Here is a 20,833-nt window from a genome sequence, read left to right on the forward strand (position 1 = left end):
GACCGACCCAACTGCAACAAAAAGCGTTAGATTTATTGGGAGTTTCCCTGATTTGTACCCAGTAACGGGGCGGCGTAAATTCTCTTAATCCCTTCTACAGCACAGCTTATGGCTTTTTGTCAACGGGGAAGTCCAGATATATGATTTAACGCCACAAGATGCTCTTGTCTATGCCTCGGTACTTCATCATTTACGACGTTATCAGCCACAGCAGGCGTGTTTTTTGAATCGAAACTCAAAAGACTTTGATAGTCCTGACATTGTTGAAGAACTGAATCAATTCAACTGTAGGATGATTCCCCGATTTGATCGTGGTTACAGTTTTCTTCAGTCGCAGTTATCGTCCTAGTAGCTGAGATCAAGCTTTTCGGTTGAGTTGAGCGCTTTAATACTTAGGAGAAAACTGCTCGATTCAATAATTTGAGCGAAACCCAACATTCTTTAACGACATCGTAAGAATCATTGATTGTGCCTCATTTCCTCAAGGTTTCCTTCCCATTTAAGCTTACCTTTAAAGGCTTTAATTTTCTCCTGTTGTTTGAGCCGAATCAAAGTCTTAAGACCCAATTCAACAACTTCTTGTTTAGTCTTTAAACCAGTAGCTTTAAGAGCATCAGCCATGAGTTGGTCATCAATGATAATGTTAGTCATCATCCTATCCCTAGTTGTGTATAGTAGATTGTTAATATACACATTATATAGGGTTTGCTGAATAAATGTGAGATGTAAGCAAGGTAGAGATTTTGTGGCTTTTCTCGCTCCCACAGGTGCAAGATTGTGAGAGAATCGTCGTTCAAAATCTTGCGTCTTTATCGGCCCGCGTCCTGTAGGGGCGAAGCATTCGGACAATAACCTATCGGTGAAACTGTAGATTTTCTATCCGAATGCTTCGCCCGTACTTTTTGCCGCATACCCTATTTAGGAGAAAACTGCTCGATTCAATAATTTGATCCAAAACCCAACATTTTTAAAGATATCGGTGCAGTTTCCCGCAAGTGTCGCTCATTTTTGATAGACAAAAGTTATTGCTGTCACCCCAAACACAAGTTTACTGTCTCACTCGCCAAATTTTGATAGTTTTGTCAGCACTCCCACTAGCTAAATAGCGGCCATCGGGACTATATGCTACTGAGAAAACTGTCTCAGAATGACCGGTAAGGGTACGCAATTCGTTTCCCGTTGCTACCTCCCAAATTTTGATAGTTTTATCCTGACTCCCACTAGCTAAATAGCGTCCATCGGGACTATATGCTACTGACCTAACTACCTCAGAATGACGAGTAGGGGTACGCAATTCTCTTACCGTTGCTACCTCCCAAATTTTGATAGCACCGTCACCAATCCCACTAGCTAAATAGCGACCATCGGGACTATATGCTACTGATAAAACCCCCTCGGAATGACCAGTAAGAGTACGCAATTCTTGTCCCGTTGCTACTTCCCAAATTTTGATAGTTTTGTCAAGACTCCCACTAGCTAAATAGCGGCTATCTGGACTATATGCCACTGACCAAACCGTCATAGAATGACCAGTAAGAGTACGCAATTCTGTTCCCGTTGCTGTCTCCCAAATTTTGATAGTTTTGTCCCAACTACCACTAGCTAAATAGCGGCCATCGGGACTATATGCCACTGACCAAAACGTCATATAATGACCAGTAAGGGTACGCACTTTTCCCGTTGCCACCTCCCAAATTTTGATAGTTTTGTCCTGACTACCACTAGCTAAATAGCGGCCATCGGGACTATATGCCACTGACAAAACCACCCCGGAATGACCAGTAAGGGTACGCAATCCTTTTCCTGTTGCCACCTCCCAAATTTTGATAGTTCTGTCCTTACTACCACTAGCTAAATAGCGGCCATCGGGACTATATGCTAGTGAATAAACCTGGCCAGAATGACCAGTAAGGGTTTTATCTACAGGTGAAACTGGCGGAGAAGGATTAATCTTAGGAATAACTGGCGGTTGTTTTTGAGTTACAACAGGCTGCGGATTTGGTGGTGGTGGAGATGGTCTATTAGGAGTTATAGGAGGTAACTTCAACTGCCGTTCAATCTCATCCAAACGTTGTAAAATCACCCTAGTATTAGCCGGTCTATTCTTTGGCAATCTTCCCATCAACTCATCAATAAAATCCAACAATAACGGGTGAATATTTTCCGTTTCTTCTCGCCAAGATAAAACATCATTAACCGCATCATAAATTTCTAAAGGATGTTTTCCGGTTAATAAATGCACAAAAGTTCGTCCTAAAGCATGAAAATCTGATTGAATCACTGCTTGGCCATGTTGTTGTTCATTGGGGGTATATCCGGCTGAGGTAATACCTGTTACCTGTTGACCTTTTACCTTTTGATGATAGGTTTGGGTTTCTTCCCTTGCTGTGCCAAAATCAATTAACACCAACTCGCCACTATTCCGCAGCATGATATTAGGGGGTTTAATATCTCGATGCAGCCAATTCTGTTGATGAATTTTATCGAGAATTAAAGTGATTTCTCTCAGCCATTTAAAAGCCCGTTTTTGACTTAAACTATCATACTGGTTGAGCCACTGTTCTAAATCAATACCCTCCACTTTTTCCATAACTAAACAGTGTAATATTTTCCCCTCCCTCGTGGAATATTGAAAATAGGCATCTGCTCGAGGAACACCGGTGACATTTTGACGACTCAACTCTAATAAAACGTCATATTCCCGTTTAAATAATTCCACTGCCTTCGGGTCATTATTCCATTTTTCTTGTAATACCTTGAGGATTTTGGCTGTAAAACCCTCAAAAGCCTCATAAACAACCCCAAAACCGGTCGTATCACTCAATAACCGACTCACTCTATATTGACCATTTAACAACAACTCAGAGCCGCAACTTTGACAGTAACGAGTATTCGAGTTATTATTACTCGGATGAGCCGGTTGAGAACAATCGGGATTAATGCAGTAACAGGGTTTCATCTCGGCTATCAGTTATTTTATCGGGTGAATAATTGCAAGTTTTCCCTTACCTGTCTTTGAAGGCATTTTATCATAAGTAAGCTAAAACGGATTTTAACCGCCTATCCTTAGATTAGCTGTCTCGGAGTCTCGACTAGAAAATTAATTTTGCACAACTACTTAAGTGGGTGGGTGGAATTAAATATAAAATGAACGTAGGTTGGGTTGAAGCATGAAACCCAACGCCCGCATGGGTTACGCTACCGCTAACCCATCCTACAAATAATTGTGCCTACCTACTTAACTAACACTCCATTCAGAAAAATTTCGGCAATACCTTCGGCCATTTCTTGTAAAGCTAAGGGGGAAGCATTACTATCTAAAATAGTTTCACTGGAAAAACCGGCAATTGCGAACATTCCTAGAAAAACTTGGGCGACAATTTTCGGATTCATGGGACGATAGATACCACGATCGATCGCTGTTTGAAAAAAAGCCTCGGCCACATCGGTCATTTTAGCAATTACCTCCGATTGAATTCGCTCTTTTAATTCGGGATGAAATTGTGCCTCTATAAAACAAACTCGCAATAAATCGCTATTTTCTCGCATTCTCAACACCCTACGTCGCATCACCTGCGCTACCGCTTTATAACTGCCCATTTCGCTCAATTCCGTCAGCAAGTCGGTGAGAATATCCACCCATCCCCTAGTGGCCACTTCGATTAAAATCGCCTTTTTGTTGGGAAAATAACGAAATAAAGTTCCTTCTGCCACATTTGCTTTTCCTGCTAGGTCTTTGGTCGTGGTTCCTTCATAACCCTTAGCGGCAAATAAACGTAAAGCGGCCTGTAGAATACGACTACGGATATCTTCTTCCCCAGAATTGGTCTCAGCTAGGGAACGTTGAAAAAGACTTTGCATAATCATTGACAGCTAGAACGGGATAGAGCCATTGTCATCGATCAAGTCAGGTGTTTGCTCAAATGCTTCATAAAATTTTGAGTAATTGGGGTTAGAGATTGTTCAAGGGAATGGAGTAACTTGGCCTTGAACAACGAGCGCAGCAGCATAAATAGATTTCCTCTAGGTTGTTTTGACGGAGATACCAGCAAAGGAATCTTTAAGAAATTACCCAAAATCCCTGCGTATAGGTATTGACGGCGCTAGACTCCCAACGTATAGATAAATACTGTTTCTGGAAGCCCATGACTGTGAGCTACGAAAAAATCACCCCACCGACAACAGGCTCGACAATTACTTTTTCTGACGGAAAACCTCTCGTTCCCGACGATCCCATCATTCCCTTCATTCGCGGTGACGGTACGGGGGTCGATATCTGGCCCGCAACCGAAAAAGTTATCGATGCAGCGATCGCCACAGCCTACGCTGGTCAAAGGAAAATCCATTGGTTTAAAGTCTATGCTGGCGATGAAGCTTGCGAAATCTACGGGACTTATCAATATCTACCCCAAGATACATTGACAGCGATCAAAGAATATGGTATTGCCATCAAGGGTCCCTTGACCACTCCCATCGGTGGCGGCATTCGTTCCCTGAATGTGGCTTTGCGGCAAATTTTTGACCTCTATGCCTGTGTTCGTCCCTGTCGTTACTATGCGGGAACCCCTTCCCCCCATAAGACCCCGGAAAAACTCGATGTCATCGTCTATCGGGAAAATACCGAGGATATCTATCTCGGCATCGAATGGAAACAAGGCACGGAAATCGCCGATAAACTGATTAATTATCTCAACACGGAACTAATTCCCGCCACTCCCGAACACGGGAAAAAACAAATTCCCCTTGATGCGGGTATCGGGATCAAACCGATTAGTAAGACGGGTTCCCAAAGATTAGTCCGCCGGGCGATCGAACGAGCGCTGACTTTACCGAAACCGAAAAATCAGGTTACTCTCGTCCATAAGGGTAACATTATGAAATATACCGAAGGGGCGTTCCGGGATTGGGGTTATGAATTAGCTAAAAGTGAATTCCGGGATGTGTGCGTTACCGAGATGGAATCATGGATCCTGAGCAATAAGGAGAAAAACCCTGATCTGAGCATCGAAGATAACGCCCGCATGGTGGAACCAGGTTATGATGCCCTCACGGATGAGAAAAAAGCCAAAATCTGCCAGGAAGTGACCAGTGTTCTCGATGCTATCTGGGAAACCCACGGCAATGGGCAATGGAAAGATAAAATTATGGTTAACGATCGCATTGCCGATAGTATCTTCCAACAGATCCAAACCCGTCCCGATGAATACTCGATCCTCGCTACCATGAACCTGAATGGTGATTATCTCTCCGATGCGGCAGCGGCGATCGTGGGTGGCTTAGGGATGGGACCTGGGGCGAATATTGGCGATACTTGCGCTATTTTTGAGGCAACCCACGGCACGGCCCCTAAACACGCCGGTTTAGACCGAATTAACCCCGGTTCGGTGATTCTTTCTGGGGTGATGATGTTGGAATACATGGGATGGCAAGAAGCGGCCGATTTGATTAAAAAAGGCATCGCAGCAGCGATCGCTAATCGACAAGTTACCTACGATTTAGCGCGTCTGATGGAACCTCCCGTTAATCCTCCTCTGAAATGTTCCGAATTTGCCGATGCGATTATCTCCCATTTTGGGGATTAATTTTCTGGTTAGGGTAGCCTGAAAACTGCCCTATTTTTCGGAAAATCCCGTAACTACCGAGGTCTTGACAAATTAGGAAAAAACCAGAACTTCCCCCTTGAGAACTTGAGTTAAAACTTGTAGGATGTTTTGACCTTGTTTTCTGGCCGTAGAAATTAGAGAACGAATAAATCCCCTTGTTCGCAAGGGCGAACATCCGTTTTAACGGATGGCTAACCCTCGCTCATGATTTCTTGGTTTTCGCCTTTCAGTTTTCGCTTCAAGAAAACACAGGAGCTAAAAGTGGTCGCCAAGCCAACGAGAGTAGATGGTTCGGGTATAGTAGTAGGAGGTTGCGACACACCCGTAACGGAGCCACTGACTACATGGCCATTAAAGTCACTGATAATATTATTGAGAAGAATTGTCCCACCTGCTGTAGTTAAGGGAGAGTCAAAAACTAAAGAGAGACTATTCAACCCATTTAACCAGTCAATTGCTTGGATTCCAATGACACTAGGAGTTGCCAAACTAATATTAATTACGTCAGCCGCCGTCAAAGTCAGTCCGTCAATCATCAGGTTACTGAAAGTAATATTAGGATCCGTACTGTTTTCATTATCAATGGTAAAACTTCCTGTAATCGCAGTAGCCGGATTGCTGTTAATACTACCATTATTAATCGTCCAGGTCAGTGCCTGGGCTGGCAGGTGAGCGGAAAAAGTGCTGGCTAAAATTGCTGTCGTGGCAGCCAGAAGCAAGTTGGCTGGCTTAGTCTTCATTAATTGACTCCTTTGTCAGATCGGTTCGATTTGGGTGGGTAACTAGAGAGTGACAAACCATTGAGGATGAGCGTCAAATCCCGTAACAGGATTGCCGAGATTATCTGTTACTTGAGCTAAGGCTTCAATGCCAGAAAGAATCTGATTACTATTAAAGCTCAATTGTCCGAAGTTTAGTCCACTTAGGGCAAAGAGATCGCCTTCAAGAGCATTGAAGTCGAGAATGCGATCGCTGCCATTCCCCGCTGCGAGGACAAAGCGATCGGCACCGCTGCCACCGGAGAGGATATCCAGTCCAGCGCCGCCGTCGAGGAGATCATATCCTTCTTCTCCATACAGTTTATCGAAATCTCTCCCACCGTAGAGGCTATCGTTACCGATTCCACCTTTAAGGATATCGCGTTGGTTGGAACCAATGATCAGATCGTCGCCACCGCCGCTTTCAAGGCGCTGATAGCCTAACTGGTTAGAGGCATCAAGGTAGTCATCTTGCTCTGTGCCTTGCGTGGTCCCACCACTGGGAGGAACAATGATAGGAACTGGATTGAAAATATGAAGGATGACAGTAGTGATATTAGAGTCAGCTAAACTATCATTCACTTTGTAGGTAAAGCTATCGGTTCCAACAAAGTCAGTATTAGGAGTATAACTGAAGGAGCCATCTGAATTGAGAGTTAGATTTCCGTTGCTGGGGTTAGTTTCAATAACTGCTGTTAGAGGCTGATTTCCAGTATCGGTATCGTTGTTTAAAACTCCGGCTGCTGGAATGTTGAGAGTGGTGTTGCGGAGGGTATTGTAGCTATCTGGATTGGCTACTGGTGCGTCATTAATTGGATTGATGGTTAGGGTGACGGTAGTGATATTAGAGTCAGCTAAACCATCATTAACCTGGTAAGTAAAGCTATCGGTTCCAAAGAAGTTAGTATTAGGAGTATAGTTGAAAGAGCCATCAGTATTAAGGGTTAAGATTCCTTTCGCTACCGTACTGACTAAATTAACTGTTAAACTATCATTTTCCGCATCAGTGTCATTGGCTTTAACTCCGGGAGTATTAATCGTTAAGGTATTGTCTTCATCGAGAATGTAGCTATCTGGATTGGCTACTGGTGCGTCATTAATTGGATTGACGGTTAAGGTGACAGTAGTGATATTAGAATCAGCTAAACCATCATTCACTTTGTAGGTAAAGCTATCGGTTCCAAAGAAGTTCGCTTTGGGAGTATAATTGAAAGAACCATCAGGATTAAGGGTGAGGATTCCCTTGGCTACCGTACTCACCAAATTGAATGTTAAACTATCATTTTCTGCATCCGTATCATTACCTTTGACTCCGGGAGCATTGATGGTTAAAGTAGTGTCTTCATCGAGACTGTAACTATCTGGATTGGCTACTGGTGCGTCATTAACTCCGTTAATAGTAAGGGTAACAGTGGCGGTGTCGGTGTCACCTTTGCCGTCGTTGATGGTGTAGCGGAAGGAGTCAGTTGCGGTTTTTCCAGCATTAAGTAATTCAAATTTTCCGTTGGGATTGTAATCGAAATTCCCATTGCCATTGACAGTTAACAACGCGCCAGAGGCAAGGGTAATTTGATTGCCTACATTAGCCGTATTGCCATTAACAGCAGTGACAGTGACGGGATCTCCATTCGGGTCGCTGTCAGCACCACTTCCGTTGTTAATTAGCACGTTGCCAGTTAAGAGGGTATCTTCGTTAGTGGTGAGTGCATCATCTTGAGCGATTGGCGGATTGTTAGTGGCTGTGATGATCGCAAAAGTTGCTGTTTTGGCTGCATCTCCACTATTTCCTGCGAGATCTTGAAGGGTGTTACTATTGACAGTTAATTGATAGTTTCCAGTCGTTGTGGTTAACTCTGTAAGTCCTTTAATTCGATAAGTTGTACCAGAGAGATATTCAACGGTAACAGCATCAGTAATCAGATTTTCGCCATTGTTGCGTCGTAAGGTAATGTCCGTATAGTCAAAAGTAGAGAGGTCGATAGCTTCAGAGAAACGAAGATCGATAGAATTAATTGGTGTAGCAATGGGAGTTTGGGGAATATTGAGAAAGTCAATTAAGGTAGGCGCGATAACATCAGCAAAGAGGTTAAAATTTGCTATGGTGATATTACCTGCGGGATCGATAATTTGAAGATCTAAGTTTCTGGTTCCCGATGAAGGTAACTGAATTGTGCTACTGAATTGGGTATTATTGACGGTTGCTTGTCCTAAACTTTGATTGAGAGTACGATCAATCAAGAAGACGCTTAAACCCGTTTCGCTAAGATCTCCTGTGAGGGTTAGGGTAGTAGTGTTAACTAGGTTTTGACTGTTGGGGGTGAGAGTTTTATTGCCTACTTTAAGGTTACTGGGTGCATCGGGTGGAGTAGTATCCATTACCCAAGTTTCTGAGGCACTTCCTATGCCTAAATTTCCTGATAAATCTTTAATTCCATTTCCATTAACCGTTAGGGTGTAATTTCCTTCAGTTTGGGTTAAGTTATTCAGTCCATTAATCCGGTAGGTTGTATCATTAACTGGAGTAATTGTGACGGTATTATTGATTAGATTGCTGCCACTGTTACGGGTGAGGGTAATATCTTCCCAAGTGAAGGAACTTAAATCAATCGCTTCCGAGAGGGTGACATCGAGGGAAGAAACGGGAATATTGCGAGGATCAATCTGCAAGTCTCGAATATCTGTAACAGTGGGTGGAGTATTATCTGCATTTCCAGTAGCAGTTTTAATCCAAGTTTCACTGAGTAAACCTGTCCCCAGTTTACCGTCTAAATCCTTAATTCCATTAGCGTTGACGGTTAATTGATAGTCTCCATCAATGTTAGTAAGATTTTCTAAACCTGTAACTTGATAGCGAGTAGTTGAAAGAGGAATAATAGAGACAATATTAGTAATTAAATTTGTCCCATTGTTGAGGGTTAAGCTGAGATCAGTATAATCAAAAGTGCTTGCTTGAATCGGTTCGGAGAAATCAATAGTGATTGCGTTTACCGCAGTAGAACGAGGATCGGGAGTAACATCAATAATATCTGTTACTGTGGGTCCACCAGAGGTGTAAATAATTGTATAGCTACTGTTGCCAGCGTTAGCGTTGTAGTCAAGTAGATGTAGAATATTTTCGTAGATAGGACGACCTGTAGCGGGGAAAGTTCGGTCGGTTGTCCAGACGTTATCTAATTTAATAGACGTTCCATCAGACCGCAAAACTTGAGCTATTTCTAAACTACCATTACTAGGATCTGCTAGGTGTAAATATGTCCAACCACTATTGACATTGACGATAATTTGTGCCTGTTGATTGTTGATGGTTGCTGTTGCATTGGTAAGGACGTTTACGGGTGCAGTTGTGCCATTGCTGAAGTAGAGAATATCAGGATAGAAGTTAGCGTCAAAGGTATCATTAACTAAGAAGTCAGGTAAGTTATCACTATCCACATTAACCTGATGGGTGAGTTCGTGAATTTTGACTTCTTTAATTAGGGATAGTTCAGGTTTGCCGAGATCGTTAATATGTTCAAAGGTGGCGTTATATTCGGTGAATTTACCCTGTAAAGAAGATTTGAATAACCAATCAGCAACGGCGGTTTTTCCCGCTTCAATATTGCCGAAATTAACGGTTAAGGAGGGGGTAATGGATTCTGTGCCGATTTGAGTACCGATGATATTAAAATCAATCAGTAAGCCTTTTTCGTTGTCGATAATCTTGGGTTGTGCGGAGGAGATGTGGAGGGTTTTAGCTGTACCTTTACCTTGATTTTTGACTAGAATACCAAGAGAGAAGGGAACAGAGGGTTCAATTTCTACAGTAAAAGGATCATCAGCAAAGACATCTCGTTGATGGAAGTAATCGAGGTATAATTCTGCTTGTGGGAAGACAGTAACAGGAGTTGAAAGCAGAGGAACAGTGATATTATTGCCATTTTCTTTATAGCTTAAGCTGCCGCCGATGCTGTAAATAGTAGGTTCATTGGGTGCAGCGTTTCCTGTGGGAATAAATGTCCATTCTGCACTTCCTGAAGCGTTGGCTAATAGTGTTCCTGTTCCATCAACTGCGGTAAGGTTAGAAAGGGTAGGGTTAGTGATACCAAATAGATTGTTAACGGTGTTTCCTTGACTGTCTTTGATGTTGATAGTAACGGTGATATTTTCTAGGTTATTGGTGTCGTTACCATTGTCAATTTTTAATGTTCCAAGGAATCCAGAACGAGTCATGATTGCGTCTTGGTTAATTTGCAGTTTAACTTGAGCGCAGACTGAACCTTGATTACAAGAATTAGATTGTATCTCTATTGGAACACTGCTAACAATAGGACTAATAGAACTAACTTCACCATTTCCAGGATTAAATCCGCCATTCACGGGATTAAATCCAACACCACCAAAACTGATAGGTATTGAGGACAGTAATGCACAATTTCCTTCAACATTATTGATAGCAATTGGTGTAGATTTCAAGACTAGGTTTGACCCACAGGAATAGTCATAAGTTAAAGAAGCAGGAATTCCACAGGAAACAACTCCATTGCTTGTATCCGCAATTCTCGTAATTCTTACCGGAACAGTCATCGAACTTTTCGCACCTAAAGTTCCAATATTTTCAATTAAAGGCTCAATTTTATAGAAAGGATGTTCACCAAAATTCAACCGAACATCATTGGCTGCAATTAATCCATGATTGGTAACTGTCATGTCAACTTGCATCATTTGGCCGACAACTTGCAGGTTTATTAAATCAATTAATGGCGGGTCAATTGTTACAGTGGGAATGGGATTAGCAATACTATCACTACTACCATCTAAAGCAGGAACGTGCGTTTCAAAAACACTTTCAATAGTGATGGTATATTTATCTTCAATTTCTGTAGGAACAACTCGCCATACATATTTAACCGTTTGACGAGATAAGAAAGATTCTATATCCTCGGTTTCTCCTGCTTTAATTTGAATTGTTTGAGTGTAAGAATCGTGGCTTTTAGCTTTAACTTCTAATTGATAATATCCTTCAGAGAGATTATCCCAAGATACCATTCCTGTTGAATCTGTAGTAATGCGTCGGACTTCGTTTCCGGTAATATAATCTCGGAGAATAATCGTAGCATCTTTTAATTTAGGTGCAGATTCGGTAAAGAATGTCAACTCATCGACAACAGTAATTTGTAAGCTACCAACTGCATCGGAAACCGCACGGAAACTGAAAGGTAAAGACAAATCGCCATCATTTCCGACGACATCTAAGACGAGATTGCCGTTATAAACCGTTAGCGGTAAATTGGTATCAGGAGTGAGTAATAAAGTAACTTTGCTTGATTCTCCCGGATTAAGAGAAGATAGCTTGACAGGTGAGACTAATTTTAACCAAGCTGCATCAGGAAGAATGACTTGAACTTCTCCTGTTGCAATCCCGCCATTGTTTGTTACTTCAAATTCAATGGGAGTTTGTTGTCCTCGTAACATCCCATTACTAAGAAGGTTAGTATTAGCAACTAAATGAGGAACAATGCGACGCAGATTAATCGTAACAGGAAGCGTTGTGCTTACTCCTTCAGCACTGGTGAGATTAATATTAAAGGTGTCTTGAGTAATAGCTGAATTATTGGGTGCAGTAATGGTGTAAGTAATGGGTAAATTGCTATTCCCTGCTAAGGTATTGGCTGCATTAACTTGTATATTCCAATCTTGAGGCGCACCTTCGATGGTGTAAGTAATCCCTGTAATGGGAATATCCGTTAAATTTTGTAGGGTTGCTGTTGCATTAAAGGGTGAATCAGCATTAATTTGATAGTAAGCTCCGCCTGTGTTAAAGCGCATTCCTAAAAGTTTAAAGCTATCTTCGGCGGTGCTGTCTTCGCTACTGTAATTAGGGAAATAGGCATTAATTTGATATTGTCCCCCTTCTCCGGGTAAGGGTTGAAATTCCTTGACAAAGTTGCCATTTCCATCAGTAAAAGCGGTTAATTCGCGAACAGTCCCGTTATATTTAATGGCGATGGTGACAAATTCGTAGGGAACAGCAGAGTTATCACTATTACTGAAGGCTTTACCCTGTAAAATAACTTTGTTTCCTGTTACTCCAATTTCGGTATCAGTGGAAACAGTAGCACGATAGGCAGGAGTAATATTAATAGAGGTAATAGTGGTATTATTGTTTTCACCTAATCCGATCCCTTCGTTAATAGTATTTGCTGTATCGGTTTGAGCGATTAAATAGTATTGTCCGGGAGTTTTAGGGATAAAAAATGGGAGATTACGTTCGTAGAATAAGCCTGTGGGAATTGTTCCAGAAAATTGATAGTTGTCTAAAAATATATCTTTGTTGGTTTCTAAGGTGGTATCAGTAGAAAGATAAATTTTATCTGTCCAAGTACCCTTTGCTTCACTTAATCCTTGATTGACAACTCGATAGGTGAAGCTGCCTTGTTTTCCAGTTAATAAAGGTGTAGATGCACTTAGATTAACTATTTTTAAATCAGGGACATCAATATCAGCAACATTGATAGTATCAACCCCTTGACTAAAGCCTGTTGCTGTAACGGTAACAGTAACAGTTTGGATGCCATCAGGAATATTATCATTGACTGCATTTAAACTAAAGGTTGCTGATGCTTGGTTGGCAGGAATAATAACTTGATTGGGGACAGTTATTTCACTGGTATTATTGGAGGCGAGAGTAACAATTAAATCTTCATCAGTGATAATACTGCGGGTAATAGTTGCGGTTGCTGCGTTATTTCCTGCGTTTTCAGCAACAGTATCTTTATCAATCGCAAGACTTAAACTAGGAGTTAATCCGTTGTCAATAATGGTTAGAGTTGCTGTATTTTGACTGCCAAGGGTTGCGCCACCTGTGGGGTTAACAAGGGTTAAATTGACGGTTTCATCTGGTTCGGAGATAATATCATTTCTGACAGGAATATTAATAATTTTGCTCTTTTCTCCGTCAGCAAAAAAGATATTAAGAGAAGTTTGGGTGTAGTCATCAGGATAGGTTGCGCTTCCGCCGTCGAGATTAATGGTTGCACCAACAACACCCGTCAGTCTGCCAATGCGGTTAACGCTGACGGCAGCGATTGCGGTTCCATCTTCGCGTATAGTAAAGTTAGGTGCGCTAAATGCCAGTTGGACATCATCATCTAAGATGGTAATAATAGCATTATTTTGATTGCCAATAGTTGCGCCACCTGTAGGATTTGTTAAAGTAATAGTAAAGGTTTCATTACTTTCAACTTGAGTATCATTGATGATAGGAACAAAGTTACTTCCTTGACTTCCTGCTAATTGAACAGGAATAATTTTACTTATTTCATTTTCACCTAAGATAACAGTAATAGGTGAACTGAGAAAGTCAGAAGTAGTGAGATGAAGTCCACAGGCGCAGCCTTTGGCAGTACCATTAGTAAAGGTGATGGTTGCGCCGACTGTTCCTGTTTTGCGTCCCGCACGAGTTACGATGATGTCAGTAACGGCGGTTCCATCTTCACTAACAGTATAGTTAGCGGCGCTGAAGTTAAGCTGTACATCATCATCAAGAATGGTTAAAGTAGCGGTATTTTGACTTCCTAATGTTGCACCGTTAGTAGGATTTTTGAGGGTGAGATTAATGGTTTCTAGATTTTCAGCTTCGGTATCGTTGGTGATAGGAATAGTAACAGTTTTCTCGGTTTCGTCATTGGCGAAGGTGACGAGAATAGAGGTTTTATCGTAATCTGCTGCGGTAGCTGTTCCGTCAGTTAAATCAATGGTTGCGCTAACTTCTCCTTGACTGCCATCTGTACGAATTATTTTGACTTGATTGACTGGTGTTCCGTCTTCATTAACGTTAAATTGAGCGTTACTAAAGGCTAATATTCCAGGTTCTGGTACATCAATTAGGTTAATTATGAAAGATTGGTCATAGCTTAATCCACCTGAATCTTTACTACGGATGGTAACTGGATAACTGCTATTAGTTTCATAGTCTAATTTACTACCATCAGCGACAATTAATTGATTGTTATTGATGGCAAAGCGTCCCCCTGCATTATCAACTAAGCTGTAAGTAAAGGTGTCATTTACGTCAGGGTCAGTAGTATTTAGAACACCGATAACAGTATTATTGGGACTATTTTCGTCAACTTTATTGTTACTCAGTTGTAAGTCTGTGGGAGCATCGTTAACATTATTAATGGTAATGTTAAAGGCTGTTTCACTAGAAGTTATTGTTCCATCTGTAACCGTAAATTTAAAGTTATCGGATGTGGTTTCACTACCGTTATGTTGATAGGTTAAAAGACCATTATCTAAGTCAGCTTGGGTGAAAGTGTTACCTAGTTTTAAAGTAGTAGGAACAATTCCTGTTGTCCAAGTTGCACCATAAACTGTCCCATTATTATGATTGTTAGTAGAGTCTGTTACTGTATTTCCTGAACCTTCATTAAAGTTCCAATAGCCAACTAATCCGCCTTCAGTTCCAATTAATTGGCGGTTCATATCCGCTTGTATTTCAGCTTGAGTTCTGGCTTTATTCCAGATTCTAACTTCATCAAAAACCCCATAAAAATCTGCATCAGGAGGAACCCAATTACTTTTACCAATATACTGATTATAGCGAATAGTATTGACTACAGGGTAAATATTACCAGAAGCCTTTATTTGACCATTCCAGTAGATATAGGCATTGCCATTGCTATTAGTAACTGCGGCAACATGAGTCCATTGATTTTCAGGAAATATTTCATTGGTAATAATTTTTATTGTGCTACTACCTTGGTAGTTTTCCATAAACATTTGACCTGAACTGCCATACCAACCAAGTACAATATTATTATTTATTCTCCCATTTCCTAAATCAATAATTCTCTGCCAATAGCGATGAGAATCTTTAGCATAAACCCAAGCTTCAACTGTAATTGCACCTCCTATAGCACTAGCTGGTAAGTTTACATAATCACCACTTCCATCAAATGATAATGCCTTACCAGTCGAATTATTAAAAATTAACTGACCATTATCAGGTAAATCAGTTAAGGTGTAAATAATGTCTGTGGGTTGTTTATTCGTTTCAAAAGCTTTAAGGACAGTATTATTAATCAGTTTTGTTTGTCCTTCATCAAGAGTGATTCCCTGATTAATTTCGTTGTCAACAATAGTTAAAGTTGCTTTATCTTGTGTGCCAATAGTTGCGCCACTTGTAACATTTGTTAGAGTTATATTAATGGTTTCATTGCCTTCAAATTGAATGTCATCAACAATTGGAATAGTAATCGTTTTCGATGTTTCGCCGTTGGCAAATGTTACTGTAATCGGGTTATTATTGTAGTCATTGGGTGTTGTTGCAGTGTTGTTATTTAGGTTGATAGTTGCGCTAACTTGTCCATCAATGCCATTTGTACGATTGATGGTGACAACATTAACAGGTGTTCCGTCTTCATTAACGCTAAATTGAGCATTACTAAAGGCTAATATTCCGGGTTCAGGAACATCATTATCAACAATCGTTATTGTGGCTGCATTTGTTCCTAAAACTGCGCCACCAGTAGAATTAGAGAGCTTAAGAGTAAAGGTTTCATTCCCTTCATAACTAGAGTCATTAGTGATAGGAACAGTGATAGTTTTCTGACTTTCTCCTGCATTAAAAGTTAATGTTCCATTGACAGCAGTATAGTCTTCTCCTGCTTTGGCTGTTCCGTCATTGGTGCTATAATCAACGGTAAAAATTTGATGGCTAATTCCTGTTAATTTAACCGTGAAAGTTGCTTGACTTTGAGATTCATTAATGGTGGTATCAGCGATAGAAATGGCAGATGTTCCATTGAGAACTTCAATAATTCCCCGATGGAGTCCACCATAACCACTATTAGGTATATCATTCCAACGTCCTGAACTACCCCAATTAAAATGAACATAATCTTCATTTCCATAATTATTGGGTTCACCACTATTCCAATTGGTATAGGTAACAGGTTCACCATTAATCCATTTAAACACACCTTCTTGTGCAACATCATTTAAACCAATCCAAAAGAGTTCTGATCCTCCAAAAGCATTAACTAAAAATTGATTTTCTGCGGCATCATTAATAGTAACTAAATTCCCTCCCATTGCTTGCGCCTGTACCTGTGCATCTGTCCAAGTTGTCGCCGTAGTTAGATAATAAGTGATAGGAGTATCAACAATGGTTAAAATGGCTGTTTTTTGCGTTCCTAATGTTGCGCCATTAGTGGGATTATTAATGGTTAAATTTACGGCTTCATTGCCTTCATAAGCAGTATCTTTGACAATGGGTATAGTGATAGTTTTCTCGGTTTCACCATCAGCAAATGTTACTGTAATAGGTGCATTATTGTAGTCTAATGGTGAGGTTGCCGTCCCATTACTAGGAGTAACAGTAACGCTGACTTGTCCCTGAGTATTAATGCTACGATTTAGGGTAATTTCGGTGATAGGTGTACCGTCTTCTTTGACAGAATAATTAGGTTGACTGAAAGCGATTACACTAGAATCAGCCACATCAATTAGGTTAATATCAAAAGATTTATCGTAGGTTAATCCGCCTTGATCTTGCGTCCGAATAGTGATAGTATGCTTTTGATTAGTTTCGTAATCTAATTTACTACCGTCAGCGACAATTAACTGATTATCATTAATGGCAAAACGTCCCCCTGCATTATCAACTAAGCTGTAAGTAAAGGTATTATTGGGATCGGGATCAGTGGTGGTTAATGTGCCGATAACTGTATTATTGACACTATTTTCCTCAATACTATTCTTACTCAGTTGGATATTTGTCGGAGATTCATTAACATTAATTGTGTTAATTGTCAAGTTTTTTTGAAAACTTAAATTACCAGCATCAGTAGCTTTAATGGTGATGTTATGACTGGTATTTGTTTCATAATCCAATAAACTGCCATTAGCCACTTGTAATTTAGTACCAACCAGTTTAAAGCGTCCCCCAGCATCATCAATTAAAGTCAAGTTATGGGTATCATTGGGGTCAGGGTCACTAATGCTAATTTGTCCAATAATTGTATTATTAGGACTGTTTTCGTTGACGTTAGAATTAGTGAGTTGAATATTTTTCGGCGCGTCGTTGATTGGTGTAACATTAAGCGTCATTTTGGCTGGAGTAATGGAGAGGTCTTCGCCGTCACTCACTGAGAAAGTAAAATTAGTGTAGGGATTTCCATTTTCATTGAGATTAGGTTTAAACTTCAATTGTCCTGCATTAATCGTAGCTATAGTTACAAGATTCCCTTGAGAAAGTGTTTCCCCTGTATCAACTATTCCATTGTTATTACTATCAAGATAAAGAATGCCTTCAGTGGGTAATGTTTCTAGACGTATTGCTTGTAAACTATCATCTGAATCGGCATCACTAAAATTAAAGTTATTGGCAGTAAATACTAGGGTGGTATCTTCATCAGTAACTAAAGAGTTATCAGATGTAGTGGGAGGAGTATTAACAGGTTCAACATAAACAAAGTTTTGAGAATCCAGATTTAGATTGGTTTTTCCCTGAATAATCGCAATTAATTCATCAGGTTCTGTTCCGGGTTTATCGAGATATAACCAAGTATCTGACCCCGATATGGCGAGACGATAATTATTGATTTGTCCCTGTAGCTGAATAACATCAAAATTGACATCACAATCAGCTATTGTGGCATAATCCCCTGTTCCATTGGTCGTTGTGTTGCGATCGTCGTAAGCTAACCAATGACTATCACCTAGTATAATGCGATCGCTTCCAGTTCCAGTAACATAGGTATCTCGTTCGTTCAAACCAGGGATAGGGTTATTGGGGTTTACTCCAATTAGAACATCATCTCCTAAGCCACCATCAAGATAGTCATTTCCTGAACCTGCATTAAGGTTATCATTACCTGCTTCACCATAGAGAGCATCATCACCGACACCAGCAATGAGACCATCATTCCCTTCTCCACCCCAAATGCCATCACTTCCTTCATTTCCTTGAAGGGTATCGTCTCCCTCTTGACCAAAAAGATGATCTGCTGCTGAACCACTGTTAATCAAGTCATTTCCTGCACCTCCATAGATATTATTGCCAAAGATATTGACTTGCCATGAATAGGGTCCAGGATCATAGTCCCGATAAGCGTTGGTTGCACCGACATCAATATTGTCATTTCCTGACCCAGAAACGAGTTGTAAAATTTCGATTTCTTTGAGGGTTGAACCGTCTGAGATAGTGCCGTTATTAGGGTCACTGTAGTTAATGGTCAGGTTGTCTGTGGTGGTACTGTAATTGAGGTCGAGAAAATCTGTCCCTGCACCACCAATAATTTGATGGACTCCCGTACCAGGAACGATATGGTCGTCTCCTTCTCCTGCATCAAGGGTGTCATTCCCTCCTCCACCCTCAAGGTAGTCATTTCCTGCTTCTCCAATTAAATAATCATTTCCTGCTAATCCATAAATAGCGTCATTACCAGCGAATCCATTAATAACATCATTGCCAGCCGTTCCTACTAAATTATCATTGCCAGCCGTTCCTTCATTATCAATAATGGTGAGGATTGCTGTATTATTATTTGGATCAATTGTTGTACCTGAACTTGGATTACTTAAGATTAAGTGAACCGTTTCGTTATTATCAGCTAAGGAATCATCTTTAATTGGAATTGTTACCGTTTTACTCGTCTCACCTATTGCAAAATTAACTGTTACAGAATTAGTTGTAAAATCATCGGCTGATGCTGTATCTCCTGTTAAAAAACTTAAAGCAACATCCGCACTGACTTCACTATTAAATCTTCCAGTCCGAATCACAGTAACAGCAACAATAGATGTTTCATCTTCTTTAATACTAAAATTCCCTTGGTTGAAAGATAAAATACTAGGCTCATTGACAAAAATAGCTCCTTCATTTATCCATGTTGGATTATTGATTAAACTTGCAGTATGGGCGTTAACAGTTGAATCTACTGATGTAGTACCTGTACCTTCATCGAAATGGTAATAAGCCACCAATCCTGTAGAATTTGATGCGACAGAGCGATTAAAATTATTAGCAATTTCAGAAGCCGTGCGAGCAGTATTCCATATACGCACTTCATCCATACTTCCATTCCAGTTCCGACCTCCACCACCCCAATTTCCGAGACGCAAAAATTGACTTCCGTTATAATTGATTGAACCACTGTAAGGACTAGAACCCATGAGGACTCCATCTATATAAACCGAAAGAGAGTTTACGTCTTTTACAAAAGCTAAATGCTGCCATATATTGGGAGTTAGAACAAAGCTGACACCTGCGTCTGGAGAACCGCTAACTCCAAGCGAATAATGATTTGTTGCACTCGCATCTTGCTGTACCACCCATCCAAGATGTGTTCTGTGATTATTATCGATAATATTGGCATATGTAACCTGTGTGTTTCCCGCTTTTACCCACATTTCTAAAGTAAAGTTTTGATAGTTAAACCACGTCCCTAAATCTGCCTGCTGATTCACCCCATTAAACTGAATGGCATGATCCTCAACAATCTTCACCTCAGCTGTATTTTGACTACCAATATTTGCGCCATTTGTAGCATTAGTCAAAGTTAAATTAATCGTTTCACCTGCATCATTAACCGTGTCAGTTGTAACAGGGATTGATACTGTTTTAGCCGTCTCTCCATTAGCAAAATTAACCACAATGGGAGTATTATCATAATCAGCAGCAGAAACCCCAAGACCATCACTTAAATCAACCGTAACGCTCGCTTCTCCACCTAATCCATCAATCCGATTAATGGTAACTTCTTTAATTCCTATTCCCCCTTCTTTTACAGTAAAATTCGGCTGGCTAAACACAAACGTCCCCGGAGTAAATACCCCAGAAGTAAAAGCTGCTCCACCTAAAATAGTCCCATTATTATCATTTCCTGCTAAATCAGTGACAGTATTTCCTGCATTTTCATTAAACGGCCAATATCCCACTAAACCTGTTTCACTTCCCGTTAACGGATAATTCATATCCGCTTGGATTTCAGCTTGAGTACGCGCCTTATTCCAGATACGCACTTCATCCATTTTTCCTGTAAAGGGATTCCAAACATTAACTTCTTTTCCAATTTTTACAGGTTCAGTATTCTGAATAGGAACAGTTACAAAATTATAACTTTTTTCTAAAACTCCATTAAAATAAAAATTAAACTGAGAGCCATCATAAGTCATGGCAATATGATTCCATTGATTTAGTTTTAGGGAACTAATACTATAGTCATATCGCCAATCTCCATAAATACCTAAAAATGAGAAAAGAACCCTCATTTCATTAGGAGCAATAAATAAACCATAGTTTCTGCTTCCTCCACTACTATCTTCTTTGGTAACAAGCGGTTGCCAATGGGAGCATCTCACCTTTGCAATAAGTAGAAATGCTTAATGAGATCAATAAAAAAGTTAAAAAAGGCAACCATTTAGATAAGCACAGCGATGACGAAGGACTTGCGGTACATTACAAGATTGCCAACTTGCACCAGTAAT

Annotated in this window: 6 protein-coding genes; 1 reads left to right on the forward strand and 5 read right to left on the reverse strand. The window is 40.5% G+C overall.

All coding sequences use genetic code 11. The annotated features are described in order from the left end of the window. Positions 1-459 precede the first annotated feature (459 nt). The 3 genes from ACE1AQ_RS14315 to ACE1AQ_RS14325 all read right to left on the reverse strand — a co-directional run bounded on the left by ACE1AQ_RS14315 (position 460) and on the right by ACE1AQ_RS14325 (position 3,861). Positions 460-654, reverse strand: a complete 195-nt coding sequence (locus tag ACE1AQ_RS14315) for a type II toxin-antitoxin system VapB family antitoxin (RefSeq protein WP_002752171.1) — start codon at positions 652-654, stop codon at positions 460-462. A gap of 394 nt (positions 655-1,048) precedes the next feature. Beyond that, the gene (locus ACE1AQ_RS14320) at positions 1,049-2,959 is read right to left on the reverse strand and encodes a serine/threonine-protein kinase (RefSeq protein WP_110545840.1); all 1,911 of its coding nucleotides are present in this window, start codon (positions 2,957-2,959) and stop codon (positions 1,049-1,051) included. A gap of 275 nt (positions 2,960-3,234) precedes the next feature. Next, positions 3,235-3,861, reverse strand: coding sequence for a TetR/AcrR family transcriptional regulator (locus ACE1AQ_RS14325; RefSeq protein WP_039900722.1), 627 nt, complete (start codon positions 3,859-3,861; stop codon positions 3,235-3,237). Positions 3,862-4,145: 284 nt separating this feature from the next. On the opposite strand from ACE1AQ_RS14325, the gene ACE1AQ_RS14330 reads away from it, so the two are divergent. Continuing rightward, entirely contained in the window at positions 4,146-5,582 is a 1,437-nt protein-coding gene (locus ACE1AQ_RS14330; protein ID WP_002758657.1) for an NADP-dependent isocitrate dehydrogenase, read from the forward strand. A 212-nt stretch (positions 5,583-5,794) separates the two neighbouring features. Here ACE1AQ_RS14330 and ACE1AQ_RS14335 read toward each other — a convergent pair whose 3' ends face one another. Both ACE1AQ_RS14335 and ACE1AQ_RS14340 read right to left on the reverse strand, forming a co-directional pair. Further along, entirely contained in the window at positions 5,795-6,343 is a 549-nt protein-coding gene (locus ACE1AQ_RS14335) for a PEP-CTERM sorting domain-containing protein (RefSeq protein ID WP_110545839.1), read from the reverse strand. Between the two features lie 42 nt (positions 6,344-6,385). Then, positions 6,386-20,707, reverse strand: coding sequence for a Calx-beta domain-containing protein (locus ACE1AQ_RS14340; protein ID WP_110545837.1), 14,322 nt, complete (start codon positions 20,705-20,707; stop codon positions 6,386-6,388). Positions 20,708-20,833: the final 126 nt, after the last annotated feature.

The sequence above is a fragment of the Microcystis sp. BLCC-F209 genome (assembly GCF_041928595.1).
Taxonomy (GTDB): domain Bacteria; phylum Cyanobacteriota; class Cyanobacteriia; order Cyanobacteriales; family Microcystaceae; genus Microcystis.

Excerpts from the sequence above, each read along its gene's own strand:
- ACE1AQ_RS14320 (WP_110545840.1), bottom strand. The coding sequence starts at position 2,959 with ATGAAACCCTGTTACTGCATTAATCCCGATTGTTCTCAACCGGCTCAT.
- ACE1AQ_RS14335 (WP_110545839.1), bottom strand. The coding sequence starts at position 6,343 with ATGAAGACTAAGCCAGCCAACTTGCTTCTGGCTGCCACGACAGCAATT.
- ACE1AQ_RS14330 (WP_002758657.1), top strand. The coding sequence starts at position 4,146 with ATGACTGTGAGCTACGAAAAAATCACCCCACCGACAACAGGCTCGACA.
- ACE1AQ_RS14325 (WP_039900722.1), bottom strand. The coding sequence starts at position 3,861 with ATGCAAAGTCTTTTTCAACGTTCCCTAGCTGAGACCAATTCTGGGGAA.
- ACE1AQ_RS14315 (WP_002752171.1), bottom strand. The coding sequence starts at position 654 with ATGATGACTAACATTATCATTGATGACCAACTCATGGCTGATGCTCTT.